Raw genomic sequence first — 26,610 nt, 5'->3', positions numbered from 1 at the left:
GTCTCGAATACGTCGGCGCCCCCGCGCCGCCGCCTTCCCCTGCCGCCCGCTCAGCCCAGCACCACCGGCTCCGAGGAGTCCGGCTGCCAGGCCGTCAGCGGGGTGAATCCGCGGTGTCCGCATTCGCCGAACACCGTCAACGGGCCGCCCCCCGAGAGCGCGGCCAGCTGCCACAACCCGGCCCCGGGCCGGCTCCCGGCCCCGGTCAGGGGCACGGGCAGGGCGGACATCCCCTCCGCGTCCGCCAATTGCCATGCCCCTGCGCCCTGTTGTGCGCCCGGCCCTTCCCCCTGCGCTCCTTCCTGTCGTCCCCCCGGTCCACCCGGCCCCCCTTGTCGTTCCTGCCGCCCTCCCGGTATCGGCACCACCGGGCCGAGCACCACCGGCCAGGACTCCAGCCAGGGGTCCTCGCGCAGTGCCGCGCCGTACGCCTCCAGTGCCGCGCCCGTGCTCACGCCGGTCGGCGCGGTCCGGCACGGTTCGGCCGGCGCGAACCTCTCCCCGAGGTCCGCCCGCAGTCCTGCGGAGCCGGGCCGGAAGCGGGCTTCCGCCTCCAGCACCAAGCCGACGGGCAGCGCCAGCCCCGGCGGTCGCCCGGGCGGGCCGAAGTCCAGGACCAGGGCCGGCCGCCCGCTCGCCAGCCCGCGCAGCCATATCCGGCGGGTGGTGAGACGGCCGTCCGGTGACGCCGTGTCGTACTGGGCCAGCACGAGCCAGTGGTCCCGTACGGCCTCGCCTTCCGTCCGGGGCTGCAGTCCCAGACGGCTGCGGACCGTCGCGGCCAGCGGCTCCGGCAGTCCCGAAACCCCCAGCCAGGACCGGTCCAGCAGGTGCAGCAGTGCGGCCTCCTCCAGCATCCGGGCGGGCCAGCCGGCGCCGCAACTGGGTATCGTCCCCAACTCCCGCACCCGAGCGGCCAGTCCGGGTGCCTGTGCGTCGACCATCCGGGCGGCGGTCTCCTCCCAGGCCACGTATCCCGCCCGCTCCTGACCGGCGAGGCCGCCGCGCACCAGGTCCGCGAGCCGCTGTTCCAGCTCGGTGACGCCCGCGCCGATCCGGGCCGCCCTCCGCTCGGCCCGCTTGCGCGCTCCTTCCTCGTCCGCAGGTCCGGCCCGGCCGGAGCCGTCGGCGGCGGGCCGCGCGGCCTTCGCCGCCCGCTCCGCGAGCCATTCGTCCGCCCAGTCCGGAGCCCCGGCCGGGGTGTCGAGCCCCTCCGCGGACCAGAGCAGCAGCAGGCCCAGTGCGTGCTTGCACGGGAACTTCCGGCTCGGGCAGGAGCACTTGTACGCCGGCCCGGACAGGTCGACGACCGTCCGGTACGGCGTGCTGCCGCTGCCCTTGCACAACCCCCACACCGCACCGGAAGCGGAACCTCCGGTCTGTGACCACGGCCCCGCCGCGCCGAGCTTGGCCCCCGCCTTGCGTGAGGCGTCGTCAGGAGCCAGAGCCAGTACCTGTTCCGCTGTCCAGCGGACCCCCTGCTCAGTCATGTGTTCCACCGTAGAGACCCCCACTGACAATCGCTCTGACCTGCAACAACGCGGCTGGCGTGGGGCGTTGTCAGTGGTCGGGTGCATCGTGGTTGCAGCAGTCGGAAGCGGCTGCGGAGCATTGGAGGGGGACCATGGCCACGACCGGGAACGAGACCACCGCAGAGGCGCTGCGACCGCACGCCGAAGACGCCTTCGCGCACGAACTGAAAGCCCTGGCCGCCGTCGACGACCGACCCCGCCCGGCCCGCTGGAAACTCTCCCCGTGGGCCGTGGCCACGTACCTGCAGGGCGGCACGCTCGAAGACGGCACCGTCATCACACCCAAGTACGTCGGCCCGCGCCGGATCGTCGAAGTCGCCGTCACCACCCTCGCCACCGACCGCGCGCTGCTGCTCCTCGGAGTGCCCGGCACCGCCAAGACCTGGGTGTCCGAGCACCTCGCCGCCGCCGTCAGCGGAGACTCCACCCTCCTCGTCCAGGGCACCGCGGGCACCCCGGAGGAGGCCATCCGCTACGGCTGGAACTACGCCCGCCTCCTCGCCCACGGCCCGAGCCGCGAAGCGCTCGTACCGAGCCCCGTCATGCGGGCCATGGCCGAGGGCATGACCGCCCGCGTCGAGGAGCTCACCCGCATCCCCGCCGACGTGCAGGACACCCTCATCACCGTCCTGTCCGAGAAGACGCTCCCGATACCGGAACTGGGCCAGGAGGTGCAGGCCGTGCGCGGCTTCAACCTCATCGCCACCGCCAACGACCGCGACCGCGGGGTCAACGAGCTCTCCAGCGCACTGCGCCGGCGCTTCAACACCGTCGTCCTGCCGCTGCCCGCCACCACCGACGCCGAGGTCGACATCGTCGCCCGCCGCGTCGACCAGATGGGCCGCGCCCTGGACCTGCCCGCCGCCCCGGAGGGCCTGGAGGAGATCCGCCGCGTGGTCACCGTCTTCCGCGAGCTGCGCGGCGGAGTCACCGACGACGGGCGCACGAAGGTCAAGTCGCCCAGCGGCACCCTGTCCACCGCCGAGGCCATCTCGGTGGTCACGGGCGGCCTCGCCCTGGCCGCGCACTTCGGGGACGGCGTCCTGCGCCCCTCCGACGTCGCGGCGGGGATCCTCGGGGCCGTCGTCCGGGACCCGGCCGCCGACCAGGTCGTCTGGCAGGAGTACCTGGAGGCCGTGGTCCGCGAGCGCGACGGCTGGAAGGACTTCTACCGGGCCTGCCGGGAGGTGAGCGCATGAGCCCGGGGACGGCAGGCAAGGACGCCACCGGCCCGCTGCTGCTGGGCGTACGGCACCACGGGCCCGGCTCGGCCCGTGCGGTGCGGGCCGCCCTGGACGCGGCCCGGCCCACGGCGGTGCTGATCGAGGGACCGCCGGAGGGGGACGCCCTGCTCCCGCTCGCCGCGGACCCGGGGATGCGGCCGCCCGTCGCCCTGCTCGCCCACGCGGCCGACGACCCCGGCCGGGCCGCGTTCTGGCCGCTGGCCGACTTCTCCCCGGAATGGACCGCCATCCGGTGGGCGCAGGAGCGGGACCTGCCGGTCCGGTTCATCGACCTCCCGGCGGCCCACTCGCTGGCCGTGCCGGAGAGCGGGGACGGGGCCGGGGAAGGGGCCGACGACGGGGCCGGGGGCCGGGAAGGGGGCGGAGAGGGCAGCGGGGAAGGGGGCGGAGCGGCGCCCGGGTCCGTACGACTGGACCCGCTGGCCGTCCTGGCCGAGACCGCCGGGTACGAGGACCCCGAGCGGTGGTGGGAGGACGTGGTCGAGCACCGCGGCGGGTCCGGACCGGCCGCCGACCCGCTGGCCGTGTTCGAGGCGCTCGGAGAGGCCATGGGCGCCCTCCGCGAGGCATACGGAGCCGGCGGCCACCACCGGGACCTGGTGCGCGAGGCGTACATGCGGCAGCGGATGCGGGCCGCGCGCCGGGAGTTCGGCGACGCCTACGCCGTCGTCTGCGGGGCCTGGCACGTCCCGGCCCTGCGGGCGAGGACCACCGCGGCTGCCGACAAGGCGCTCCTCACCGGGCTGCCCAAGGTCAAGGTGGAGACCACCTGGGTGCCCTGGACCCACCGGCGCCTCGCCCGGGCCGGAGGGTACGGCGCGGGCATCACCTCGCCCGGCTGGTACGCACACCTCTTCGCCGCCCGGGACCGGCCCGTCGAGCGCTGGCTGACCAAGGTCGCGGGCCTGCTCCGCGAGGAGGACCGGCAGGTGTCCCCGGCCCACGTCATCGAAGCCGTCCGGCTCGCCGACACCCTGGCCGCCATGCGGGGCCGGCCGGAGCCGGGGCTGACGGAAACGCTGGAAGCGGTCCGGGCGGTGATGTGCGACGGCTCCGACATACCGCTCGCGCTGATCGAGGACCGGCTCGTCGTCGGGGACGTGCTCGGCGAAGTCCCCGACGCGGCGCCCGTCGTACCGCTCCAGCGCGACCTGACCCGGCAGCAGCGCTCGCTGCGCCTCAAGCCCGAGGCGCAGGACCGGGAGCTGGAGCTCGACCTGCGCAAGGACACCGACGCGGCCAAGTCCCTGCTGCTGCACCGGCTGCGGCTGCTCGGCATCGACTGGGGCGTGCCGACGGCCTCCCGGGGGAGCACGGGCACCTTCCGCGAGACCTGGCGGCTCTGCTGGCAACCGGAGCTCGCCGTACGGGTGGCCGAAGCCGGCATCTGGGGGACCACCGTCCTCGGGGCGGCCACCGCCAGGGCCGAGGCCGACGCGGCGGGCGCAGCCGAGCTGGGCGAGGTCACCGCCCTGGCGGAGCGGTGCCTGCTGGCCGGGCTCTCCGGGGCGCTGCCCGCCGTACTGCGGGCCCTCGCCGACCGGGCGGCACTGGACACCGATGTGGCGGGCCTGGCCAAGGCGCTGCCCGCGCTGGCCCGTTCGCTGCGCTACGGGGACGTACGGGGCACCGACGCGGCGGCGCTGGCGACGGTGGCGGCCGGGCTCGCGGAGCGGATATGCGTGGCGCTGCCGCCCGCCTGCGCGGCGGGGCTGGACGCCGACGCGGCGGAGGAGCTGCGCGGGCACGTGGACGGCGTGCACGGCGCGATCGGACTGCTCGACGCGGAGGGGCTGCGGGAGCGCTGGGCGGCGGTGCTGCGGACGCTGGCCGGGCGGGACACCGTCCCCGGGCTGATCCGCGGGCGGGCGGCGCGGCTGCTGCTCGACGACGGGCGGCTGCCGCCCGAGGAGACCGCGCGGCTGATGGGGCTCGCGCTGTCCCCGGCGTGCGCGCCGGCCGACGCGGCGGGCTGGATCGAGGGGTTCGCGGGCGGGGCCTCGGGCGGCGGCACGCTGCTGGTGCACGACGAGCGGCTGCTGGGGCTGATCGACGCGTGGCTGGTGTCGGTGCCGGAGCGGGCGTTCGTGGATGTGCTGCCGCTGCTGCGGAGGACCTTCGGGGGGTACGAGGCGGGGGTTCGGCGGAGTCTGGGGGAGCTGGTGCGGCGGGGGCCGGGCGGGAGCCCGGCCGGTGTGGGTGCCGGGGTGGCGCCGGTCGGCTTCGGTCCGGAGCTCGACCCGGTCCGGGCGGATGCGGTGGTGGACCTGGTCCACCTGTTGCTGGCGGGGGCCCGGCGGTGAGCGGGCCGCTGCGCGGGGCGGAGTCCCCTACCCGCCCTTCGCCCGTTCCCCGGGGCTGCGCCCCGGACCCGTTGCCGGTGCGGCGCCGTTGCCGGGGGCCAGCCCCCGGACCCCCGCTCCTCAAACGCCGGAGGGGCTGGGTTTCGCTGACGTCGGCCGAATCCAGCTTCGCCGGTGTTTGACGCGCGGGGTCCGGGCGTAGCCCGGGGAACGGTGGAAGGGCGGGTAGGGGAGCAGCCCCGCGCAGCGGTGAGGGGTGGGTCGGGGGCTTCGCCCCGTGTGGCGGCGCTGGCGCTGGTGGGCGGGATCGGGTCGCGAGTGGGAGGTACGGCAGATGGGTGGGGCAGACGTGAGTGACGGCGGCGCGGAGCGGTTGCGGCGGTGGCGGATGGTGTTGGGCGGGGGAGAGGGGGAGGGGACCGGAGTCGCGTTGAGCGGGGTGGACGCGGGGATGGACGCCGCGCTCGGGGCGCTCTACGGGGCTGATGGTGGCGGGGGGCGCAAGCGGGCCGGGGAGCGGTCGGCCGGGCTCGGCGGGTCCGCGCCCCATGTGGCGCGCTGGCTCGGGGACATCCGGACCTACTTCCCCACCTCCGTGGTGCAGGTCATGCAGCGGGACGCGATCCAGCGGCTCGGCCTGTCCGCGCTGCTGCTGGAGCCCGAGATGCTGGAGGCGGTGGAGCCGGACGTGCACCTCGTCGGCACCCTGCTCTCCCTCAACAAGGCCATGCCCGAGACCACCCGCGAGACGGCCCGCGCCGTCGTCCGCAAGGTGGTCGAGCAGGTGGAGAAGCGGCTCGCGAGCCGGACGCGGGCCACGCTGACGGGCGCGCTCGACCGGTCCGCCCGGATCAGCCGGCCGCGGCACGCGGACATCGACTGGGACCGGACCATCCGGGCGAACCTGAAGAACTACCTGCCGGAGTACCGGACCGTCGTCCCCGAGCGGCTGGTCGGGTACGGCCGCGCATCGCGGGCGGTGAAGAAGGAGGTCGTGCTGTGCATCGACCAGTCGGGTTCGATGGCGGCCTCCGTCGTCTACGCCTCCGTCTTCGGGGCGGTGCTGGCCTCGATGCGTTCGATCGCGACCCGGCTGGTTGTTTTTGACACCGCTGTCGTGGATCTGACCGACCAGCTCGACGATCCCGTCGACGTGCTCTTCGGCACCCAGCTCGGGGGCGGCACCGACATCAACCGTGCGCTCGCCTACTGCCAGTCGAAGATCACCCGCCCCGCCGACACCGTCGTCGTCCTCATCAGTGATCTCTATGAGGGCGGCATACGCGACGAGATGCTGAAGCGGGTCGCGGCCATGAAGGCGGCGGGGGTGGAGTTCGTGGCGCTGCTCGCGCTGTCCGACGAGGGGGCGCCCGCCTACGACCGGGACCACGCCGCCGCCCTGGCCGCACTCGGCGCCCCGGCCTTCGCCTGCACGCCCGACCTGTTCCCGGAGGTGATGGCCGCGGCGCTGGAGAAGCGGCCCCTGCCCGTCCCGTGACCCGTCCCGTGACCCGGCGGGCACCGCCGCGCGCAGCCCCGTAGGAGAGGCCTCGCGGCGGCCGTACATCGGCGGATCGCACGAAGATGCAGTTCAACCGTGAGGCGATCTGTGACAGGTATCACCGCTCAGGTGTGATCTGCGATTTAGGGACCTACGTCCCACGGGGATAACCTGCGGGACGGACATGCCGCGTCCACGGTCACCGTGTGCGCCTTCCTTGTGACAGCGCCGTCACGTTGCCCTCCGCGGCACGCCCACGCAGATAGCAGACAACCGCGAATCACTGCGAATCTTTGAAGACAAGGGACGGACGCGCGTGGACCTGTTCGAGTACCAGGCGAGGGACCTCTTCGCCAAGCACGGTGTACCGGTGCTGGCCGGTGAAGTGATCGACACGCCTGAGGCGGCGCGCGAGGCCACGGAGCGGCTGGGCGGCAAGTCGGTCGTCAAGGCGCAGGTGAAGGTCGGCGGCCGCGGCAAGGCCGGCGGCGTGAAGCTCGCCGCCACCCCGGACGAGGCCGTCGCCCGGGCGACGGACATCCTCGGGATGGACATCAAGGGCCACACGGTCCACAAGGTGATGATCGCCGAGACCGCTCCGGAGATCCTGGAGGAGTACTACGTCTCGTACCTCCTCGACCGCACCAACCGCACCTTCCTGGCCATGGCCTCGGTCGCGGGCGGCATGGACATCGAGCAGGTCGCCGAGGAGACCCCGGAGAAGCTCGCCAAGGTCCCGGTGAACGCCAACGAGGGCGTGACCATCGAGAAGGCCCGCGAGATCGTCGCGCTGGCGCAGTTCCCGGCCGAGGTCGCCGAGAAGGTCGCCGAGGTCCTCGTGACCCTGTGGGCGACCTTCATCGCCGAGGACGCGCTCCTCGTCGAGGTCAACCCGCTCGCGAAGGTCGCCAACGGCGACGTCATCGCGCTCGACGGCAAGGTCTCCCTCGACGAGAACGCCGAGTTCCGCCAGCCGGGCCACGAGGAGTTCGTGGACCACGCGGCCGCGAACCCGCTCGAGGCCGCCGCCAAGGCGAAGAACCTCAACTACGTGAAGCTCGACGGCGAGGTCGGCATCATCGGCAACGGCGCGGGTCTCGTCATGAGCACCCTCGACGTCGTCGCGTACGCCGGCGAGAACCACGGCGGGGTCAAGCCCGCCAACTTCCTGGACATCGGCGGTGGCGCCTCCGCCGCCGTCATGGCCAACGGTCTCGAGATCATCCTCGGCGACCCGGACGTCAAGTCCGTCTTCGTCAACGTCTTCGGTGGCATCACCGCGTGTGACGAGGTCGCCAACGGCATCGTCCAGGCGCTGCAGCTGCTCGAGGACAAGGGCGAGGCGGTCACCAAGCCGCTGGTCGTCCGCCTCGACGGCAACAACGCCGAGCTGGGTCGCAAGATCCTCTCGGACGCCAACCACCCGCTGGTTCAGCGCGTGGACACCATGGACGGCGCGGCCGACAAGGCCGCCGAGCTCGCGGCTGCGAAGTAAGGGCAGAGGTCACAGACTCACATGGCTATCTTCCTCAACAAGGACAGCAAGGTCATCGTCCAGGGCATGACCGGTGCCACGGGCATGAAGCACACCAAGCTGATGCTGGCTGACGGCACCAACATCGTCGGCGGCGTGAACCCGCGCAAGGCCGGCACCACCGTCGACTTCGACGGCACCGAGGTCCCGGTCTTCGGTTCCGTCGCCGAGGCGATGGAGAAGACGGGCGCCAACGTCTCCGTCCTCTTCGTCCCGCCGGCGTTCGCCAAGTCCGCCGTGGTCGAGGCGATCGACGCCGAGATCCCGCTGGCCGTCGTCATCACCGAGGGCATCGCGGTGCACGACTCCGCCGCCTTCTGGTCGTACGCCTCCAGCAAGGGCAACAAGACGCGGATCATCGGCCCGAACTGCCCGGGTCTGATCACCCCCGGCCAGTCCAACGCCGGCATCATCCCGGGCGACATCACCAAGCCCGGCCGCATCGGTCTCGTGTCCAAGTCGGGCACGCTGACCTACCAGATGATGTACGAGCTCCGTGACATCGGCTTCTCCTCCGCCGTCGGCATCGGTGGCGACCCGGTCATCGGCACCACGCACATCGACGCCCTCGAGGCGTTCGAGGCGGACCCCGACACCGACCTGATCGTCATGATCGGCGAGATCGGCGGCGACGCCGAGGAGCGTGCGGCGGACTTCATCGCGAAGAACGTCACCAAGCCGGTCGTCGGCTACGTCGCGGGCTTCACCGCCCCCGAGGGCAAGACCATGGGTCACGCCGGTGCGATCGTCTCCGGTTCTTCTGGCACCGCACAGGCCAAGAAGGAAGCCCTGGAGGCCGCGGGCGTGAAGGTCGGCAAGACGCCGACCGAGACCGCGAAGCTGGCGCGCGAGATCCTGAACGCCGCGCAGTAAGCAGTAAGCAGCAGCCTTCGGCTGTACGTGCAGACGGGCGTGGCCCGCACCCTGCGAGGGGTGCGGGCCACGCCCGTTTCCGTATGCGGGGGATGCCCGGCGTACCGCTATTCGAGGCTCGGCGAGATCCGGGAGGGCCCGGCCGAAGGATCGGACAGCAGCTTGTCGTGGAGCTGCCGGCCCTCGTCCGTGAGCTGCTGCGGGCCGCTGTGCGGGGGCACGCCCGACACGCTCGCGCCGGGCGCGCGCGGAGGCTCGTACTCGGTCGGAGCGGTCACCCAGGTGTAGGCCGTCGCCGCGGTGATGACGGCCGTCACCCCGACCACCGCACGCGTCCACAGCCGATTGCGGTGCTCGCCGGCCACCCGTACGACGCCTGCCGCGCGCGGCTCCAGCCGGCCCGCGGGCCGCAGCGTGCCGAGCCGTTCGCGCAGCACCGCGGACTGCTTCGCGGGCGGTACGCCGTCCAGCTCGGGGAGCTGGTCGGCGAGGTCGGCGTGCGCGTTGACGAGCCGGTTGCCGGCGGTCGGCGTGGACGCCTCGGTCTCGGCGGCGGTGTCGGGGAGGTCCAGCCCGACGCCGTCGTAGAGCAGCACGGTGCGGCGGTGGGCCGGGGGCAGTGCGAGCATCGCGTCCAGGAGGACGCGGTCCGCGGGGTCGGCCGGGGGCTCGTCGGGATGCCGGTGGGACCGCCGGAACCGGTGCCAGGGGGAGAGCGCGTACTCGTACGTGGCCGCGCGCACCCACCCGACCGGATCGGGATCGGTGGCGACCTCGGGCCAGCGCTCCCAGGCCTGCTGGAAGGCGCGCTCCACGGCCTCGCAGGAGAGGGCGTGGCGGCCGGTGAGGAGGTAGGCCTGACGGGTCAGGGCGGGGGCGGTGCGGTCGTAGAGGGCCTCGAAGGCGTCGATCGCCGACACCGCCGGGGCGGTGTCCTCGCCCGGGGCGTCCTGGGGGGCGGTACGGGCCTCCGCCGCCGGGCCGCCCGGCTCGCCGGGGTCTGCCGCGGGTTCGGCCGGTCGGGTGGCCTTGCCGGTCGGCGCGGAGTTCGGCGCGGCGCCCGATGCCGAGTCCGATGCGGCGTCAGGCCCGGGCGTCCTCGCGTCCACTGACGCGGGGTCGGAGCCCGCGCCGGTGGTGTCCGTCGGGGTGGCGGGATCGGCGGGGCGCACCCGGCCCGGCCCGGTGTCCGGCGCGGAGGTCTTCCCGGAGCGCGGCCCGGAGTGCGCTGCGGGGTCTGAGCCGGTGTCAGGGGCCGTGCCCGTACCGGTGCCCGGGGGGAGGGGGCTGCCAGGGCGGAGGGCTGCGCGGCCGCCTCCGCCGTGGCCGCCCGCGGCGGCCCCGGCCTTGACCGGGGACTTCGCCTCGTGCCGGGGCATCCCGACGGGGGGCTTCGCGGCCCGCTTGGCGGCGGCCTTGGGCCGGGTCTGCGCGCCGACGGGCCGGGTGAGTCCGCGCATCATGCGCAGCCCGAACCGGCCCTCGGGGGCGTCGGCGGCTGACGCCGTGTCCGCATCCGCGGGAGCGGCGCCGGTTGCCGCCCAGGCGGCCTCCGCCGCGTCCTCGGAGCCGGACTCCGCGGAGTCCGCCGCGGCGCTGTCGCGCCGGCCGCCGGGCGCCGCGCCCGGGCCTGACGCCGCGTCCGCGGCCGCCCCGGCGGGGCCGGTTGCGGCGGGCGCGTCGGCCAGGGGGGTGGCGGTCCCGTTGGCCCAGGCGGGCCGCAGGGGCCGGGCGGGCGTACCGTCGGCGACCGCTGCCGCCCCGGTGCCGTCGCCCCGGCCCTGCGCGGGGCCGGCGGAACCCGAGGGGGAGTCCGAGGCGGAACCGGTGCCCGTGTCCGTGCCCTTGCCCCGGTCAGGGCCCTCCGGGGCCGCCGAGCCGTCGGCCCGGGCCGTGGGGCCCGAGGGGGCGGAGCCGGGGGAGCCGTCCGCGGACAGCCGGGTCAGGAGCTTGGAGTAGGCCTCCAGCTTGCGGCCCCGGGGGTGGGTGCGGCCGGTCTCCCAGGAGCGGACCGTGTTCGAGGTGACGCCCACCGCCGCCGCGACCTCTTCGTGCGTCAGATCGGCCGCTTCGCGCAGGCGTCGGCGTTCCTTCGGGGTGGGGAGACCCAGCTCCGTGACGCTTTGTGTCATGCCAGACTCCCCGCGACCCGGACGCCCTGACCGAAAAAGTACATAAACGTATATTGAGCGACACCACGGTCATTCGCCTGTTACCCGCCCATAGCGCGTGTCGTTGGCACCATGGCGGGGTGACCCAAGTGACCGAACGCGGGACCTCGTTGCCCACGCCCCCAAGGGCCCCCGTACGGCGTCGTTCACCGGCGGCCGCCGCGTGTGTCGTGGGTGGCGCCGTCGCCGCAGTGCTGGGGCTCGGTTTCCTCGCCGTGCTCGTCATCGTGCTGTGGATCAGCTCCCCCTTCCCCGACAGCGGCCCCGGCGGCGCCCTGCACCTCGCCGCGGGCCTGTGGCTGCTCGCCCACGGGACCGAACTCGTCCGCTACGAGACCCTCTCCGGGGTGCCCGCCCCCGTCGGCCTGACCCCGTTGCTGCTGGTGGCCCTGCCCGCCCTGCTCATCCGGCGCGCCGCCCGGCTGGGCAGCGCCGCGCAGGAGGACCGGGGCGCGGAGCCGCTGCCCGCGGGCGTGGTGTTCTCCGCCGTGCTCTGCGGCTACCTCGGGGTCGGCGCCCTGGCCGTCGTCTACGCAGCCTCCGGGCCGATGCCCGCCGACCCGCTCAGCGCGGCCCGGCACCTCCCGGTCGTGGCCGCCCTCGCCGCCGCGGGCGGGGTCTGGGAGTCCCGGGGGAGGCCGCTCGGCCAGCTGACCGGTCCGCTGCCCGGCCGGCTCACCCGGCCCCGCTACGCCCTCGCGCTGCGGGCCGGCGCCGGCGGGGTGCTGGTGCTCCTCGGCGGCGGGGCCCTGCTGGTCGGCGTCTCGCTGGCCTGGCACGGGTCGGAGGTGCAGGGCTCGTTCGCGGCGCTGACCGGGGTCTGGTCGGGCCGCTTCGCGGTGCTGCTGCTGGCCCTCGCGCTGATCCCGAACGCGGTCGTCTGGGGCGCCTCCTACGCTCTCGGTCCCGGCTTCGCGCTGGGCACCGGAGCTGCCGCGACCCCGCTCGGCTTCGACGGCTCGGCCGCGCTGCCGGGCTTCCCGCTGCTCGCGGCGCTGCCCGCGGAGGGTCCCGGCACGCCGCTGACCTGGGCCGTCGGCGCGGTGCCGGTGGCGGCCGGGCTGGCGGTGGGCTGGTTCGCGGTGCGCCGGGCACGCGACGTCTCGTACGGGGAGACCGCGCTCACGGCGGCCCTGGGCTCCCTGGTGTGCGCCCTGGCGACGGCCGCCCTCGCCGCGGCTTCGGCGGGGCCCCTCGGATCCCGGGAGCTGGCCGCCTTCGGCCCCGTGTGGTGGCAGGCGGGCGGGGCGGCCCTGGGCTGGACCCTGGTCCTCGCGGTCCCGCTGGCCGTCACCGTGCACGCCTGGCGGAACCGGCCCGCGAAGGGCCTGACCGGCGAGGGCTCGGAGGACGGCTGGCACGACAGCGGCGTACGGGAGGTCCGCTGGGCGGCCCTGCGCCGTGCGGCGGGCACCCTGATCCCGGACTTCTCCGGCACACCGGAGGAGGGCGCCGCACCGCCCGCGGCCCGGGTCCCGGAGGAAGGGGCCCGGCCGGTGTCCGCCCCGCCGAAGCGTCCCGTGCTGGTCATGCCCGGCCTCAAGCTGGACCTGACCCCGATCCCGATCCCCGCACTGCCCGCGGAGCCGCCACCGGCGCTGACGCTCACGCCCGTACCTGGACCGGGGGCACTCGTGGCCGCCGGAACGTCCCTTCCGCCGCCCCCGAGCCCGTCCCCGCTCGTCCCGCCGGTGACCGGAGCCCGCGTCCTGACCCGCCGGAAGCCGGAGTCGGGGCCGGAAGCGGGCCCGGAAACGGACCCGGGGCAGCCCGAAGGGGCCGCCCCGATCGATTAGCTACCGCTGGACCTCGAGCATCTTGCCGATGAAGTTGTCCGGCAGCAGGTCGTTGCACTGCAGCTCGGCCGGCTTGGTGAGGGCGTCCTGCTTGCAGACGTAGAAGTCCTTGTACGTGAGCTGCACCGCGTACGAGGACAGCGCCAGCAGGATCGCCAGCGAAGCGGTCACGAGGCCGCTCGCGGCCGCCGTCCGCTGGGGCCGGGCGGCGGCGCCCAGTGCCGCCAGTCCGCCCCGGGCCGCGCCGGGAGCGGCGTCGGCAGCGGCGTCCGCGTCCGTGCGGGCGCCTCGGCCCGTACCCGTACCCACGTCCGCCGCCGTGGCGCCCGTCGTGCGCGGGGCGTCCTGCGCCCCGTCCCCGGACGGCTTCGCCGGGACCCCGCGCAGTGCGCTGATCCCCCAGTACAGGGCGAGCGCGCCCAGCAGCAGCCCCATCGACGGGATGCCGAAGACCCCGAAGAAGAAGCCCCACATGCCGGCCAGCAGCGCGTACCGGGCCCGCCGCTGGATCGGGTCCGTGGGGTCCCAGCGAGCCGGTCCCGACCCGGGGTCCGCGCCCGGTCCCGCCCCTGGCTTCTGCGGGTCGCCGCCGTCACCGCCGGCGCGCGGCTCCCAGAGCTGATCGGGCCGGCCTTCCGGGGGCGCCGCGAAGGGGTTGTCGTCGGTCGGGCGGTCGGGCTGGGGGCGGTCCGGCATCGGGTGTGTTTCATCCCCTGTGTCGTGGACGCCGCTGGGACGTCCGAGGCCTGTTTACGGCGTGTACGCCAGACGCTACCGCCCACCCGTCCCCCCGTCCCTCGGGGGCCGTCCGGTGTGCCGGTATCGTTGCAGGCGGTCGGTGGCTTCGTATGGTCCCCCGTATATCGGGGACCCGAATTTTCATGCGATCGCACAAGACGAACGACGCGCCCCCGGTTCGCTCCGGGAGGCGCCCCCGCTCGACGAGAAAGGGCCTCCCATGGCCGCCTCCCGCCTGGTCGTGCTGGTCTCCGGATCCGGCACCAACCTCCAGGCCCTGCTCGACGCCATCGACGCCCACCCCGGCGGATCCGAGGGCTTCGGCGCCGAAGTCGTCGCCGTGGGAGCCGACCGCGAGAACATCGCCGGCCTGGAGCGCGCCGAGAAGGCCGGGATCCCGACCTTCGTGTGCCCGGTCAAGGCGTACGCGAGCCGTGCGGAGTGGGACGCCGCCCTGACGGAGGCCACGGACGCGCACGCGCCGGACCTCGTGATCTCGGCGGGGTTCATGAAGATCGTCGGGCCCGAGTTCATCGGCCGCTTCGGCGGCCGGTTCGTCAACACCCACCCCGCCCTCCTCCCGGCCTTCCCGGGTGCCCACGGCGTACGGGACGCCCTCGCCTACGGCGCGAAGGTCACCGGCTGCACCGTCCACTTCGTGGACGCGGGCGTGGACACCGGTCCGATCATCGCCCAGGGTGTTGTCGAGGTCCGGGACGAAGAGGACGAAGCCGCTCTCCATGAGCGGATCAAGGAAGTCGAGCGCGAGCTGCTCGTCGACGTCGTGGGGCGCCTGGCCCGGCACGGCTACCGCATCGAGGGACGAAAGGTAACAATCCAGTGACCGCCGCAGAGGCCGCAGGGACCGTAGAGACCGTGACCGCAGAGGGCGAGGACCTCGCCGCGTCGAAGCGCCCGATCCGGCGCGCGCTCATCAGCGTGTACGACAAGACGGGCCTGGAAGAGCTGGCCCGCGGTCTGCACGAGGCGGGTGTCGCGCTCGTCTCGACCGGTTCCACCGCCTCGAAGATCGCCGCCGCCGGGGTGCCCGTCACCAAGGTCGAGGAGCTGACCGGCTTCCCCGAGTGCCTGGACGGCCGGGTCAAGACCCTGCACCCGCGCGTGCACGCCGGCATCCTCGCCGACCTGCGCCTGGAGGACCACCGCAACCAGCTCGCCGAGCTGGGCGTCGAGCCCTTCGACCTGGTGATCGTCAACCTCTACCCCTTCCTCGCGACCGTGCAGTCGGGCGCCACCGAGGACGAGTGCGTGGAGCAGATCGACATCGGCGGCCCCTCGATGGTCCGCGCCGCCGCCAAGAACCACCCCTCGGTGGCCGTGGTCACCAGCCCGGCGCGCTACGACGCCGTCATCGCCGCCGCCCAGGGCGGCGGCTTCGACCTCACCGCCCGCAAGCGGCTCGCGGCCGAGGCCTTCCAGCACACCGCCGCGTACGACGTCGCGGTGGCCTCCTGGTTCACGAACGCGTACGCCCCGGAGCCGGAGGCCGTACTCCCCGAGTTCCTGGCCGGCGCCTGGGAGCGCAAGTCCACCCTCCGCTACGGCGAGAACCCGCACCAGGCGGCCGCGCTGTACACGGACGGTCAGCCGGGCGGGCTCGCCAACGCCGAGCAGCTGCACGGCAAGGAGATGTCCTACAACAACTACGTGGACACCGACGCGGCCCGCCGCGCCGCCTACGACCACGAAGAGCCCTGCGTCGCGATCATCAAGCACGCCAACCCGTGCGGCATCGCCGTGGGCAAGGACGTCGCCGAGGCCCACCGCAAGGCGCACGCCTGCGACCCGGTCTCCGCCTTCGGCGGGGTCATCGCCGTCAACCGCCCGGTGAGCGTCGAGCTCGCCGAGCAGGTCGCGGAGATCTTCACCGAGGTCATCGTCGCCCCCGACTTCGAGCCGGGCGCCGTCGAGGTCCTCGCGAAGAAGAAGAACATCCGCGTCCTGAAGGTCGAGGGCACCCCGCACCAGCCCGCCGAGCTCAAGCCGGTCTCCGGCGGCGTGCTGCTCCAGCAGAGCGACCTCGTCCAGGCCGAGGGCGACGACCCGGCGAACTGGACGCTCGCCACCGGCGAGGCCCTCTCCGCCGACGAGCTCGCCGACCTCGCCTTCGCGTGGAAGGCCTGCCGCGCCGTCAAGTCCAACGCGATCCTCCTCGCCAAGGACGGCGCCTCGGTCGGCGTCGGCATGGGCCAGGTCAACCGCGTCGACTCCGCGAAGCTGGCCGTCGAGCGGGCGGGCGCCGAGCGCGCGCAGGGCTCGTACGCCGCCTCCGACGCCTTCTTCCCCTTCGCGGACGGGCTGGAGATCCTGACGGCCGCCGGCATCAAGGCCGTGGTCCAGCCGGGTGGTTCGATGCGCGACGAGCTGGTCGTCGAGGCCGCGAAGGCGGCGGGCGTGACGATGTACCTCACCGGGACCCGGCACTTCTTCCACTGAGTCCGGCGCTCACCCGCAGACGGCGAAGGCCGCCCACCGCAGCAGTGCGGTGGGCGGCCTTCGCCGTGTCATGCGTCCTGGTGCCGCGTCCTAGTACTGCGTCTCAGTACTGGGGGCGGCGGAAGTATTCGCCCGCGGCCGAGTTGGCCAGGCCGATGAGGATCCACAGGCCCAGGCCGAGCGAGACCAGGGCGGGGATCGTAGAGATCAGGAGCGGGGCGCCGCCGGACTCGTGCATGCCGTTGAGCGTCACGATGTTGATGATCAGGCTGGCCACGGCGAAGAAGGTCTGGAGCGAGCCGAAGATGATGCCGGAGACGCGCACACCGCCGCGGCCCTTGGCCAGCTTGGCGGCGGTCAGGATCGGCCACAGCGAGATGCCGACGACGACGATGCCGATGACGACGAAGAAGATGCTCAGGGCGGCGCCCGCGTCGCTCGACGAGTAGCTGGAGCTGGAGCCGGAGTCGGTGAACTCGGAGGCGAACACGGCACCGATGACGATGACGGCCACGCCGCCGAGGGCCTGGAGGATCCCGAGGATCCAGAGGATGACCCGCGCCCCCTTGACTCCGCCCGGCATCGGCATCGGCGAGCCCGGGTAGCCGGGGACGCCCGGGTAGGCCTGCTGCGGGTAGGCGTAGCCGCCCTGGGCCGGGATGCCCTGGGGTGCCTGCTGGGGATAGCCGTAGGCGGGCTGGCCGCCCTGCGGCTGCTGCCCGTACGGGTTGTTCGGGTCGCCGAAGCTCATCTGGGGTGTTCCTCCGTGGAAGTGCGGGGACGCACGGCACGCGCGGAGGAGTCACTGCAAGTCGTGCGGCCCGCCCCCCGGCACTGCCCGCGGCACTACGTTCCCCGCATCGTCGTCCGGCCGGACCGGGCTTGTCCAGCCGGGGCGCCGTCCGCCCGGCACTTGTTGTGCAAGTGCAACGAACCCGGAACGAAGGCGGCACGAACCCGGAACGAAAGACGCCGCGAAGGCGGCCCGAAGCAGGGCAGGCGGCAGGCCGGACCGGTCGTACGGGGGCCGCGACTGGATCCGCGGCCGCTCCATCCGGGAGGATGGGTCCATGACCGCCCAGATTCTCGACGGCAAGGCCACCGCAGCCGCGATCAAGTCCGAACTGACCGCCCGCGTGGCGGCGCTCAAGGCCCGGGGCATCACCCCGGGCCTCGGCACCCTGCTGGTCGGCGACGACCCGGGCAGCCGCTGGTACGTCAACGGCAAGCACAAGGACTGCGCCGAGGTCGGCATCGCCTCCCTCCAGCGCGAACTGCCCGCGACGGCCTCCCAGGAGGACATCGAGGAGGTCGTGCGGGAGCTGAACGCCAACCCGGAGTGCACCGGCTACATCGTGCAACTCCCGCTTCCCAAGGGCATCGACACCAACCGCGTCCTGGAGCTCATGGACCCGGCGAAGGACGCCGACGGCCTGCACCCGATGTCGCTCGGCAGGCTGGTCCTGAACGAGCCGGGCCCGCTGCCCTGCACCCCGTACGGGATCGTCCAGCTGCTGCGCCACCACGGCGTCGAGATCAACGGCGCGCACGTGGTCGTCCTCGGCCGCGGGATCACCGTCGGCCGGTCCATCGGCCTGCTGCTCACCCGCAAGTCCGAGAACGCGACCGTGACCCTGTGCCACACCGGTACCCGCGACCTGTCCGGACTGCTGCGCCAGGCGGACATCGTCGTCGCGGCGGCCGGCGTGCCGCACCTGGTCAAGCCGGAGGACGTGAAGCCGGGCGCGGCCGTGCTCGACGTCGGCGTCAGCCGCGACGAGAACGGCAAGATCGTCGGGGACGTGCACCCCGGGGTCGCGGACGTGGCCGGCTGGATCTCCCCGAACCCGGGCGGCGTCGGCCCGATGACCCGGGCGCAGCTGCTCGTCAACGTGGTCGAGGCCGCCGAGCGGGCGGTTCCCCGTGCCGGCTGAGCACGAGCCGGAGCCCGGCACCGCCCCCGAACCCGCCCGGACCCCCGCTCCCAGCAGGGCGGCCGCCTCCGCGGCCCCGCGCCCGGTGCCGAGCTGGGCCAGGAAGGGCGACGGCGACGGCGGGCAGACCCCCGGGTCCGCGGACACCGACGAGGCGGACGGGGCCAAGTCGCGCCGCTTCCCCTCCGTCACCCGGGACACCGCGCGTCCCGAGGGCGGCGGCCGGGCCGCGCCCGGTGACGCCCCGGCTCCGGCCCGGCAGTGGCCGATGCTGGCCGTCCTGGCCGCGACGGCGGCCGGACTGCTGCTCACCGCCGTGGGCCATCCGCGTGGCGGCTGCCTGCTGATCGGGATCGCGATGATCGCGGGTTCGGTGATGCGCCGGGTGCTGCCCTCCGTGGGCATGCTCGCGGTGCGCTCCCGCTTCACGGACATGGTCACGTACGGCCTGCTGGGCGTGGCGATCACGCTGCTCGCGCTGGTCATGGAACCCAACGGTCTGGACATCCCGTTCATGGAGACCGTGGTCCGTTTCACGGTCCGCTGAGCCTCCCGGGGCCCCCGGGGCACCACCCGGGGGGACGCCCCGTGTGCCCCGCGCCACACGGGGCGGGGGATTGGGGTGTTCCAGGGTCGGATAGCCTGACCGCGGATGTCTCTTCACGTCAAGATTTACCGGGCCACGGAGCGGCGTCCTCCCAGCACATGGGGCAAGGACGCCCCACCCCCAGCTGCCCAACGGAGAAGGCCATGACCCGCACTCCCGTGAATGTCACCGTCACCGGCGCCGCCGGCCAGATCGGCTACGCGCTGCTCTTCCGCATCGCCTCCGGCCACCTGCTCGGCGCGGACGTGCCGGTCAAGCTCCGCCTCCTGGAGATCCCCCAGGGCATGAAGGCCGCCCAGGGCACCGCCATGGAGCTCGACGACTGCGCCTTCCCGCTGCTCGCCGGCATCGACATCTTCGACGACCCGAACAAGGGCTTCGAGGGTGCCAACGTCGCGCTGCTGGTCGGCGCCCGTCCGCGCACCGCGGGCATGGAGCGCGGTGACCTGCTCTCCGCCAACGGCGGCATCTTCAAGCCGCAGGGCGCCGCGATCAACGCGCACGCCGCGGACGACATCAAGGTCCTGGTCGTGGGCAACCCGGCCAACACCAACGCGCTCATCGCGCAGGCCGCCGCCCCGGACGTACCGGCCGAGCGCTTCACCGCGATGACCCGCCTGGACCACAACCGCGCGATCTCGCAGCTGGCCGCCAAGACCGGCGCCGCCGTCTCCGACATCAAGCGCCTGACCATCTGGGGCAACCACTCGGCGACCCAGTACCCGGACATCTTCCACGCGGAGATCGCCGGCAAGAACGCCGCCGAGCTGGTCAACGACCAGGCCTGGCTGTCGGACGAGTTCATCCCGACCGTCGCCAAGCGCGGCGCGGCGATCATCGAGGCCCGCGGCGCGTCCTCGGCCGCCTCGGCCGCCAACGCCGCCATCGACCACGTGCACACGTGGGTCAACGGCACCGCGGCGGGCGACTGGACCTCCATGGGCATCCCGTCGGACGGCTCCTACGGCGTCCCGGAGGGCATCATCTCCTCCTTCCCGGTCACCACGAAGGACGGCCGCTACGAGATCGTCCAGGGCCTGGACATCAACGAGTTCTCCCGTGCGCGCATCGACGCGTCCGTGGCGGAGCTCGTCGAGGAGCGCGACGCGGTGCGCGAGCTCGGCCTGATCTGATCGTCTTCGTACGGCCGGGCCGCGCAGGCCCCCGTACGAGCGGTACGAACACCAAAGCGCCCCGGCCAAACCTGGCCGGGGCGCTTTGGCGTGAATCGTTCTGTCGCCGCATGGAGGGGAACCCTAGGGTCGGTCGGTGACCGAGAATGCGATTCCCCGGCAGCCCGACGGCAGTTGGGCCGGTCCCTCCGCGGGCCGCCCCCCGGTGCACCCCTCCCTCAGCGAGGCCGGTCGCTTCCTGTGCGCGGGGACGTACCTCGACGCCGGGTACCGCGACCGGGTCATCGACGAGCTGTACGTCCACGAGGAACGGATCGTCGCCCCCTCCTACGGCTACGACGCCTCCAGGGTCCTCGCCCACGCGCTGCGCGCCCGCCGCGCCGAACTGGGCTGGGCCGCCGGGGTCCTCGGGGCCTGGTTCGTCGGCGTCCTGCTCACGGGCGGCGCCCTCGCCACGCTGGTCCTGCCCTTCCTGGTGCTGAGCCTGGCCGACTGGCTGCGCGCCCGGAACGTCCCGGCGCTGCGGGTGCTCTCCGTGATCGTGCGGATCTACGCCTGGTGGCTGCTGCTCCTCGTCCTGTTCGTCCTCGGCCTCGGCGGGCTCGTGCTGTTCAGCGCCCTGGACGAGCTGGGAGGGGGCGTCCTGCCGTTCGCCCCGACGGGCCGGGACGTCGCGGGCACCGCCGTCCTGTGGTGGCTGCCGGTGGTCTTCGCCGGGGTGGTCACCGTCGTGGGCCTCCAGCGCGGACACGTCTACCGGACGATCGCCACCGACCTCTCCGAGCGCCGTTACGCCGACCACGCGAACGACCAGGCCGAAGCCGCCGAGGGGGCCCGCTTCCAGCGGGTCCGCCAGCGCGTCCGGGCCGAGCAGCACGCGCCGATGATCATGTACGACGTCAACGACCCGTTCTGCGGGGCGGGTGATCCCTTCCGGCCCTGGCAGCTGTCCGTGGAACTGCGCCCGCGCGAGGACCTCGGCCCCGACCGCAAGCCGGTCGCGGTCACCAACGCCCACATCCTGGCGCGGATCGTGCCGCTCCTGGAGGGCCTGCGGGTGCCCTCCCCGCACGGCTCCCCGGAGCAGGCCGCCGCCGTGGGCGACCGGATGCGCGAACTGGTACTGGACGAGTGCGTGTTCCTGCCCGCGGGCGGGCTGCCGCACCGGGACACCGCTCAGGTGGTGCACGGGCAGTTCGGCGAGCAGCGGGCCGCCGCCATCGAGGAGGGCGGCGAGCGCCGCCGGCACTTCCTGCGCGTGCGGGTGGGCGGCTGGGACGAGAACCTCGTCGTCACCGTCTTCGTACGGGTCCACACGCAGGGCGGGATGATGATGCTGGAGGTGGCCCCGCACGTGCTGCTGCCCGTCCGGACCGACTTCCACAACGCGGACGCGGACGCCCAGCGCTACCGCAACAACAGCGGGTTCGGCAAGGCCGTCTGGGCCCTGCGCCACACCCCCGGCTCCCTCGCGGCCTCCGCGGCCACACTGGGCCGCGGCCTGGCCAGCTGGTGGCGGATCGTCACCGGCGGCCACGGCGGGGCCCGGCCCGAGGGGCCGCGGGTGTCGGTGCGCGAGCTGGCCTCCGAGGACAACGGCTCGCTGTTCCACCTGATGGACCTGGACCGGTTCCTGAAGACGATCGAGGACCGGGTCGTCGGGGGCATCGTCCTCGCGCTGCACGAAGCGGGCTGGCACACCGAGGAGTTCGCGCAGCGCGCGGTCAACGTCGCCGAGGGCGGGGTGTTCATCAAGTCGGTGAACCACAGCGCCTTCAGCGTCGGCGGCGGCAACAACACCAACAGCACCAAGGTCAAGAGGAGTACCGGTGGCAACTGAGGACGGCGTGACGGGTACGGGTACGGGCGCGGCCGGGCAGACGCCCGCGGTCCGCATCGGCGATGTCTCGGGCAGCGCGTTCAGCATCGGCGGCGGCAACAACACCAACACCGTGCACCACGGGGGAGCGGGGACGGACACCGTCGGGCCGCAGGCCCTCCTCGACGCCGTACTGGAGCTGCGCGCGGCCCTCGTACGGCTGCCGCGCGGTGAGGACAGGGCGGCGCTCGACGCCGAGCTCGACGGGGTCGCGGAGGGACTGGAAGGGGCCGACGAGATCCGCCCCGGCCTGGTCCCCCGGCTCCGCGGAGCCCTGGAACGCTGGGCCCCGCTGGTGGACTCGGTCAGCGCCGCGACCGCCCTGGCCGGGCTCCTGACCACCCTGGGAGGCTGACCCGTGCCCCCGCAGAACGCCCCCCGCTGGGACCCCACGACCCAACGCTGGGTCACGGACCCCGACCCGCCCCCGGGCCCCGCCCAGCCGCCGGCCCCTGCCCAGCCGCCGACCCCCGCCCCGGCTCCCACGCCGCCCCCAGCTCCCACGCCGCCCCCGGGCTACGCCCCGGCCCCCGGCCCGACGCCGGCACCTGCTCCGGGCGCGGCACCCGGCCCGGCACCCGCGCCTGCTCCGGGCCACGACCTGGCTTCGGGTGCAGCGCCGGCACCCGCTCCGGGCCCGGCCCCCGCTCCCGGTTACAGCCCGGTCCCGGGCCCGGCCACCGCTCCCGGATACGGCCCGGGGGCGGCGCAGGACCCGTACCCGTATCCGGCGTACCCGGCGTATCCGCATCCGCATCCGCAGCCCGGACAGCCGGTGCACCCCGTACAGCCGCCGCCCCCGCGGGCCGGCGGGCGGTGGCTGACGCCGACCACGGCGGCCGTCGCCGTGGCCGCGCTCGCGATCGGTGCGGCCACCGTGTGGTTCGTGGCGCGGGACACCGGGGAGCAGCCGCCGCAGGCGGGGCCGACGGTGTCCAGCGCCCCGCCGAGCGGGGACGGGACGCCGCCCCCCTCGGCCACGGCAACGTCCACCCGCTCCCCGTCGCCGACAGGCAGTGGCAGCCCCACGCCCAGCCCGAGCGCGAGCGACTCCGCCCACGAGACCGTGCGCGACGCCAAGGGGTTCACCGTCGCCGTTCCCGCCGGGTGGCTCCGGGAGGAGGCCGCCGCGGGGGTCTTCTACCGCTCTCCCGACCGCACCGCCCTGGTCCAGATCTTCCAGGTGAGCGAGCCCGAACTGACCCCGCTCGCGGCCGTCCAGGGCGCCTCCACCTACCTGCGCGCCCAGACCACCGGCTACGAGGAGATCCGCGTGGGCCCGGCCCAGGGCGCCCCCGAGGGCGGGGAGCTGGTCTACGAGTACGACAGCGCGGAGTCACACGGCCGCCGCCGCGGCGTGGAGCGGGTCTTCGTCGCCGGGGACGGCAAGAAGTGGGCCGTCCTGACGGCCGGCCCGGCGCCCGAGTGGACGCTCACCCAGTCCCACCACCAGGCCGCACTGGCCGCCTTCCGCCCCACGGGCGGCTGACGGCCGGGCGCGGGGAGGGGGTCACTTGTACATGCCCGGGGTGTAGTGCCCCGGGGTCAGGCGGGTGGTGACGCCGATGCGGTTCCAGACGTTGATCGCGGCGATCAGGGCGATCACCTGGGCCAGCTCCTTCTCCTCGAAGTGCTTCGCGGCCCGCTCGTACACCTCGTCGGGAACGAAACCGTCGGTCAGGACGGTCACGGCCTCCGTCAGCTCGATCGCGGCGAGCTCCTTCTCCGTGTAGAAGTGCCGCGACTCCTCCCAGGCGCCGAGCAGCAGCAGCCGCTCCACGTCCTCGCCCGCCGCGAGGGCGTCCTTGGAGTGCATGTCGATGCAGAAGGCGCAGTGGTTGATCTGGGAGGCGCGCAGTTTGACGAGCTCGACCAGGGCCGGGTCCAGCCCCTTGGCCGCGGCCGCGTCCAGGGCCACGGCGGCCTTGTAGAACTCCGGGGCGAGCTTCGCGAGCTGCATGCGGGGGGTGTGTTCGGATGCCTTCTCGGTGTCGGTCATGACATCAGCCTAGGAGCCGGGCGGCCCGCCGATATGGTCCATGTCCATGACGGAATCGTGGGCCACTTTCGGTGCCGACCTGCATCTGGAGCCGACCCCCGGGCGCGGCGTCCGGGCCGGGTTGACCGAGGCGCTGCGCGAGGCCGCGCGCAGCGGGCGGCTGGCCCCGGGGACCCGGCTGCCCTCCTCGCGGTCGCTCGCGGCGGACCTCGGGATCGCCCGCAACACCGTCGCCGAGGCCTACGCCGAGCTCGTCGCCGAGGGCTGGCTGACCGCGCGGCAGGGCTCCGGGACCCGGGTCGCCGAGCGGGCCCGGGTCGGGGCCGGGGCGGGGAGCGGGGTACGGCGTCCCGCGGCGGCCGTGCCCGTACGGCGCCCCGTGCGCGCGCAGCCCTCGTACAGCCTGAAGCCCGGTTCCCCGGACCTGGGCGGCTTCCCGCGCGCCGCCTGGCTGGCGGCGGCCCGGCGGGCGCTGACCGAGGCGCCGAACGAGGCCTTCGGGTACGCGGACCCGCGCGGCCGGGTGGAGCTGCGCGAGGCCCTCGCCGGGTACCTGGCGCGGGCCCGCGGGGTGTACGCCGACCCCGAACGCATCGTGCTGTGCGCGGGCTTCGGCCAGGGCCTGCTGCTGCTCGCGCGGATGCTGCGGGCGCGGCGGATCCGGGAGATGGCGGTGGAGGGGTACGGGCTGGACGTGCACCGGGACCTGCTCACCGGCGCCGGGCTGCGGACGCGGCCGCTGGCGGTGGACGGGGCGGGGGCCCGCACCACCGAGCTGGCCGGTTCGGGCGCGGGGGCGGTGCTGCTGACGCCGGCGCACCAGTTCCCGACGGGCGCCGCGCTGACGCCCGGGCGGCGGGCGGCGGCGGTGGACTGGGCCCGGTCCACGGGCGGGCTGATCCTGGAGGACGACTACGACGGGGAGTTCCGCTACGACCGCCAGCCGGTCGGCGCGCTCCAGGGGCTGGACCCGGACCGGGTGGTGTACCTGGGCACGGCGAGCAAGTCCCTGGCGCCGGGGCTGCGGATGGGCTGGATGGTGGTGCCCGGGCCGCTGATGGACGAGGTGCTCTCGGTGAAGGGCCGGACCGACTGGAGCTCCAGCGCGCTGGACCAGCTGACGCTCGCGGAGTTCATCCGGTCGGGGGCGTACGACCGGCACGTGCGGGGGATGCGGGTGCGCTACCGGCGGCGGCGCGACGAGCTGGTGGCGGCCGTCGGGGACCGTGCGGCGGTCTCCGGCATCGCCGCGGGGCTGCACGCGGTGCTGGACCTTCCGCCGGGCGGGGAGCGGGCGGCGCTGCGGTCGGCCGCCTGGCAGGATCTGGGGCTGCTGCCGCTGTCCTTCTTCCGGCATCCGGATGCGACGATGCCTCCGCGGGAGGCGCTGGTCGTCGGCTTCGGGACTCCGTCCCAGAGTGCGTGGGCGCCGACGCTGGCGGCGCTGGTCGCTGCGCTCCCGTGACGCGGCCCTGCGGGGCTGTCCCCTACCCGCCCTTCCACCGTTCCCCGGGGCTGCGCCCCGGACCCCCTGGGGCTCCGCCCCAGACCCCGGTCCTCAAACGCCGGACGGCTGAAAAGGCCGGACCCCGGTTCTCAAGCGCCGGACGGCTGAAAAGGCCGGACCCCGGTTCTCAAGCGGCGGACGGCTGAGACGGCTGCGCCGGGGGTTCGCCGAAGCGGGCCAGGGCCAGGGAGCCGGCCACGGCCACCAGGAAGCCCGCGATCGCCAGCCAGGTCAGGCCCTCGCGGGTGCGGTCGCCCAGCCAGGCCACGCCCACCGCCGCCGGGCCGATCGTTTCGCCCAGCACCATCCCGGCCGTCGCCGCCGTCACCGAGCCGCGCTGGAGGGCCGAGGTGAGGAGGAGGAAGGCGGAGCCGCCGCCGAGCAGGAGGGCGTAGAACGCCGGGTTGGAGAGGGCGGAGAGCGAGATGTCGTCGATGAGCCGGACCGCCACCTCCACCACCCCGAAGCCCGTCCCGGCGGCCAGACCCAGCGTCAGGGCCCGGCTGCGGTCCGGCAGTCCGCCCGCGACGGCCCCGACCACCAGCACCAGCCCGGCCACCGCCAGCAGCCCCAGTTTCAGCGCGAGCGTGCCCTTGCCCGAGCCCTCCTCCCCGGACGCCAGCCCGAGCATCACCAGCCCCGCGCACACCACCGCGACGGCGCCCCACTCCGTCCCGCTCAGCCGTACGTGCAGCAGCCGCGCCGCGACCACCGCGGTCACCGCGAGGCTGGCGGCGAGGGCCGCGCCCACCGCGTAGATCGGGATGTGCCGCAGGGCGATGATCTGGAGGACGAAGCCGACCGCGTCCAGCCCGAGTCCGGCGAGATAGCGCCACTGGCGCAGCGCCCGCAGGAGGAGGGCGGTGTCGACCCCGGAGCCCGTTCCCGGCTCCGCGGCCCGCGCCGCCACCGCCTGCAGGACCGACGCCGTGCCGAAGCAGACCGCCGCACCGAGCGCGCAAATCATCCCAATGAGCACGAACCGACTCTAGGTCACGGATCCCGCGTCGGCCGGATTCCGTCGGCCGGGGCGGCCGTTCTAGTCTGTGCGCAGCCGGCCACCCCAGGGGGAGCGAACAGTCCATGGACAGCAGCAGTAGCAGCACCGACACCGCGCGCACCACGCGCCGCATGCGTTCCGGCACCGTCGCCCTCGGCGGCATGGGCCTGCTCGCCGCGGCCCTGGTGGCCTGCGGCAGCAGCAATGAGCCCGACAAGCGCTGCGCGGACCGCGCCACCCTGGAGAAGCTGAACACCAAGGAGTGCAAGAGCGGCGGCCGCGGCGCGTACTACTACGGCGGCACCGTCGCGAAGAACAAGGTCAGCGGCGGCAGCTTCGACAAGTCCGCCGTCACCCGCGGCGGCATCGGCGGCAGCCACAAGAGCTCCTCGGGCGGCTGAT

Annotated in this window: 23 protein-coding genes; 16 read left to right on the top strand and 7 right to left on the bottom strand. The window is 74.3% G+C overall.

The window, feature by feature from the left end:
• Positions 1 to 50: 50 nt before the first annotated feature.
• Entirely contained in the window at positions 51 to 1,490 is a 1,440-nt protein-coding gene (locus tag OG898_RS07710) for an SWIM zinc finger family protein (protein ID WP_266955818.1), read from the bottom strand.
• Between the two features lie 134 nt (positions 1,491 to 1,624).
• On the opposite strand from OG898_RS07710, the gene OG898_RS07705 reads away from it, so the two are divergent.
• From OG898_RS07705 to sucD, 5 genes are all read left to right on the top strand, one after another.
• Positions 1,625 to 2,731 (top strand): AAA family ATPase, encoded by a 1,107-nt coding sequence (locus OG898_RS07705; RefSeq protein ID WP_266955817.1) that lies wholly within the window; start codon positions 1,625 to 1,627, stop codon positions 2,729 to 2,731.
• Entirely contained in the window at positions 2,728 to 5,079 is a 2,352-nt protein-coding gene (locus OG898_RS07700; RefSeq protein WP_266955815.1) for a DUF5682 family protein, read from the top strand. The genes OG898_RS07705 and OG898_RS07700 overlap by 4 nt, the downstream gene beginning before the upstream one ends.
• 334 nt (positions 5,080 to 5,413) lie before the next feature.
• Positions 5,414 to 6,577 (top strand): VWA domain-containing protein, encoded by a 1,164-nt coding sequence (locus OG898_RS07695; RefSeq protein ID WP_266955813.1) that lies wholly within the window; start codon positions 5,414 to 5,416, stop codon positions 6,575 to 6,577.
• Between the two features lie 319 nt (positions 6,578 to 6,896).
• A complete protein-coding gene (gene sucC, locus OG898_RS07690) occupies positions 6,897 to 8,075 on the top strand; it encodes an ADP-forming succinate--CoA ligase subunit beta (protein WP_250744077.1) in 1,179 nt (392 codons plus the stop codon).
• A 21-nt stretch (positions 8,076 to 8,096) separates the two neighbouring features.
• Positions 8,097 to 8,987, top strand: coding sequence for a succinate--CoA ligase subunit alpha (sucD, locus tag OG898_RS07685; RefSeq protein WP_250744076.1), 891 nt, complete (start codon positions 8,097 to 8,099; stop codon positions 8,985 to 8,987).
• 107 nt (positions 8,988 to 9,094) lie between these two features.
• On the opposite strand, the gene OG898_RS36225 is transcribed toward sucD, so the two are convergent.
• Entirely contained in the window at positions 9,095 to 11,119 is a 2,025-nt protein-coding gene (locus tag OG898_RS36225; RefSeq protein ID WP_323182595.1) for a helix-turn-helix domain-containing protein, read from the bottom strand.
• Between the two features lie 230 nt (positions 11,120 to 11,349).
• On the opposite strand from OG898_RS36225, the gene OG898_RS07675 reads away from it, so the two are divergent.
• Positions 11,350 to 12,954: a DUF6350 family protein gene (locus OG898_RS07675; protein ID WP_266955812.1), complete on the top strand. Its 1,605-nt coding sequence runs from the start codon at positions 11,350 to 11,352 to the stop codon at positions 12,952 to 12,954.
• On the opposite strand, the gene OG898_RS07670 is transcribed toward OG898_RS07675, so the two are convergent.
• A complete protein-coding gene (locus OG898_RS07670; RefSeq protein ID WP_250744073.1) occupies positions 12,955 to 13,650 on the bottom strand; it encodes a hypothetical protein in 696 nt (231 codons plus the stop codon).
• Positions 13,651 to 13,912: 262 nt separating this feature from the next.
• Between OG898_RS07670 and purN the strand changes: the two genes are divergently transcribed.
• Positions 13,913 to 14,536 (top strand): phosphoribosylglycinamide formyltransferase, encoded by a 624-nt coding sequence (gene purN, locus OG898_RS07665; protein WP_250744072.1) that lies wholly within the window; start codon positions 13,913 to 13,915, stop codon positions 14,534 to 14,536.
• Between the two features lie 32 nt (positions 14,537 to 14,568).
• Entirely contained in the window at positions 14,569 to 16,149 is a 1,581-nt protein-coding gene (purH, locus tag OG898_RS07660; protein WP_250744070.1) for a bifunctional phosphoribosylaminoimidazolecarboxamide formyltransferase/IMP cyclohydrolase, read from the top strand.
• A 103-nt stretch (positions 16,150 to 16,252) separates the two neighbouring features.
• On the opposite strand, the gene OG898_RS07655 is transcribed toward purH, so the two are convergent.
• Positions 16,253 to 16,900 (bottom strand): hypothetical protein, encoded by a 648-nt coding sequence (locus OG898_RS07655; protein ID WP_250744069.1) that lies wholly within the window; start codon positions 16,898 to 16,900, stop codon positions 16,253 to 16,255.
• A gap of 319 nt (positions 16,901 to 17,219) precedes the next feature.
• Between OG898_RS07655 and OG898_RS07650 the strand changes: the two genes are divergently transcribed.
• From OG898_RS07650 to OG898_RS07630, 5 genes are all read left to right on the top strand, one after another.
• The gene (locus OG898_RS07650) at positions 17,220 to 18,083 is read left to right on the top strand and encodes a bifunctional methylenetetrahydrofolate dehydrogenase/methenyltetrahydrofolate cyclohydrolase (protein ID WP_254382492.1); all 864 of its coding nucleotides are present in this window, start codon (positions 17,220 to 17,222) and stop codon (positions 18,081 to 18,083) included.
• Positions 18,073 to 18,630: a DUF3017 domain-containing protein gene (locus tag OG898_RS07645; RefSeq protein ID WP_266955807.1), complete on the top strand. Its 558-nt coding sequence runs from the start codon at positions 18,073 to 18,075 to the stop codon at positions 18,628 to 18,630. Before OG898_RS07650 ends, OG898_RS07645 begins: the two co-directional genes overlap by 11 nt.
• A 203-nt stretch (positions 18,631 to 18,833) precedes the next feature.
• Entirely contained in the window at positions 18,834 to 19,823 is a 990-nt protein-coding gene (locus OG898_RS07640) for a malate dehydrogenase (protein ID WP_250744066.1), read from the top strand.
• 136 nt (positions 19,824 to 19,959) lie between these two features.
• Entirely contained in the window at positions 19,960 to 21,663 is a 1,704-nt protein-coding gene (locus tag OG898_RS07635; protein WP_266955804.1) for a hypothetical protein, read from the top strand.
• Positions 21,653 to 22,057 carry a hypothetical protein gene (locus OG898_RS07630; protein ID WP_266955803.1) on the top strand — a complete coding sequence of 135 codons (405 nt, stop codon included), beginning with the start codon at positions 21,653 to 21,655 and terminating at the stop codon, positions 22,055 to 22,057. Before OG898_RS07635 ends, OG898_RS07630 begins: the two co-directional genes overlap by 11 nt.
• A 299-nt stretch (positions 22,058 to 22,356) precedes the next feature.
• Here the strand turns inward: OG898_RS07630 and OG898_RS07625 are convergent, their stop codons facing one another.
• Positions 22,357 to 22,782: a hypothetical protein gene (locus OG898_RS07625; RefSeq protein ID WP_266955801.1), complete on the bottom strand. Its 426-nt coding sequence runs from the start codon at positions 22,780 to 22,782 to the stop codon at positions 22,357 to 22,359.
• Here OG898_RS07625 and OG898_RS07620 point away from each other — a divergent pair.
• A complete protein-coding gene (locus tag OG898_RS07620; protein ID WP_250744137.1) occupies positions 22,769 to 23,191 on the top strand; it encodes a hypothetical protein in 423 nt (140 codons plus the stop codon). The genes OG898_RS07625 and OG898_RS07620 overlap by 14 nt on opposite strands.
• Positions 23,192 to 23,212: 21 nt before the next feature.
• Here OG898_RS07620 and OG898_RS07615 read toward each other — a convergent pair whose 3' ends face one another.
• On the bottom strand, positions 23,213 to 23,701 hold the full coding sequence (locus tag OG898_RS07615; RefSeq protein ID WP_250744062.1) for a carboxymuconolactone decarboxylase family protein: 489 nt from the start codon (positions 23,699 to 23,701) through the stop codon (positions 23,213 to 23,215).
• Between the two features lie 46 nt (positions 23,702 to 23,747).
• Here OG898_RS07615 and OG898_RS07610 point away from each other — a divergent pair, with 46 nt between their 5' ends.
• The gene (locus OG898_RS07610; protein ID WP_266955798.1) at positions 23,748 to 25,166 is read left to right on the top strand and encodes a PLP-dependent aminotransferase family protein; all 1,419 of its coding nucleotides are present in this window, start codon (positions 23,748 to 23,750) and stop codon (positions 25,164 to 25,166) included.
• Positions 25,167 to 25,335: 169 nt separating this feature from the next.
• On the opposite strand, the gene OG898_RS07605 is transcribed toward OG898_RS07610, so the two are convergent.
• Positions 25,336 to 26,175 carry a hypothetical protein gene (locus tag OG898_RS07605; protein WP_266960124.1) on the bottom strand — a complete coding sequence of 280 codons (840 nt, stop codon included), beginning with the start codon at positions 26,173 to 26,175 and terminating at the stop codon, positions 25,336 to 25,338.
• Positions 26,176 to 26,291: 116 nt separating this feature from the next.
• Here OG898_RS07605 and OG898_RS07600 point away from each other — a divergent pair, with 116 nt between their 5' ends.
• The gene (locus tag OG898_RS07600; RefSeq protein ID WP_266955796.1) at positions 26,292 to 26,609 is read left to right on the top strand and encodes a hypothetical protein; all 318 of its coding nucleotides are present in this window, start codon (positions 26,292 to 26,294) and stop codon (positions 26,607 to 26,609) included.
• Position 26,610 lies beyond the last annotated feature (1 nt).

This window comes from Streptomyces sp. NBC_00193, from assembly GCF_026342735.1.
GTDB classification, from domain to species: domain Bacteria; phylum Actinomycetota; class Actinomycetes; order Streptomycetales; family Streptomycetaceae; genus Streptomyces; species Streptomyces stoeckheimensis.
The sequence above is the reverse complement of the archived record's forward strand: the minus strand, read 5'-3'. Positions and strand labels throughout refer to the sequence as shown.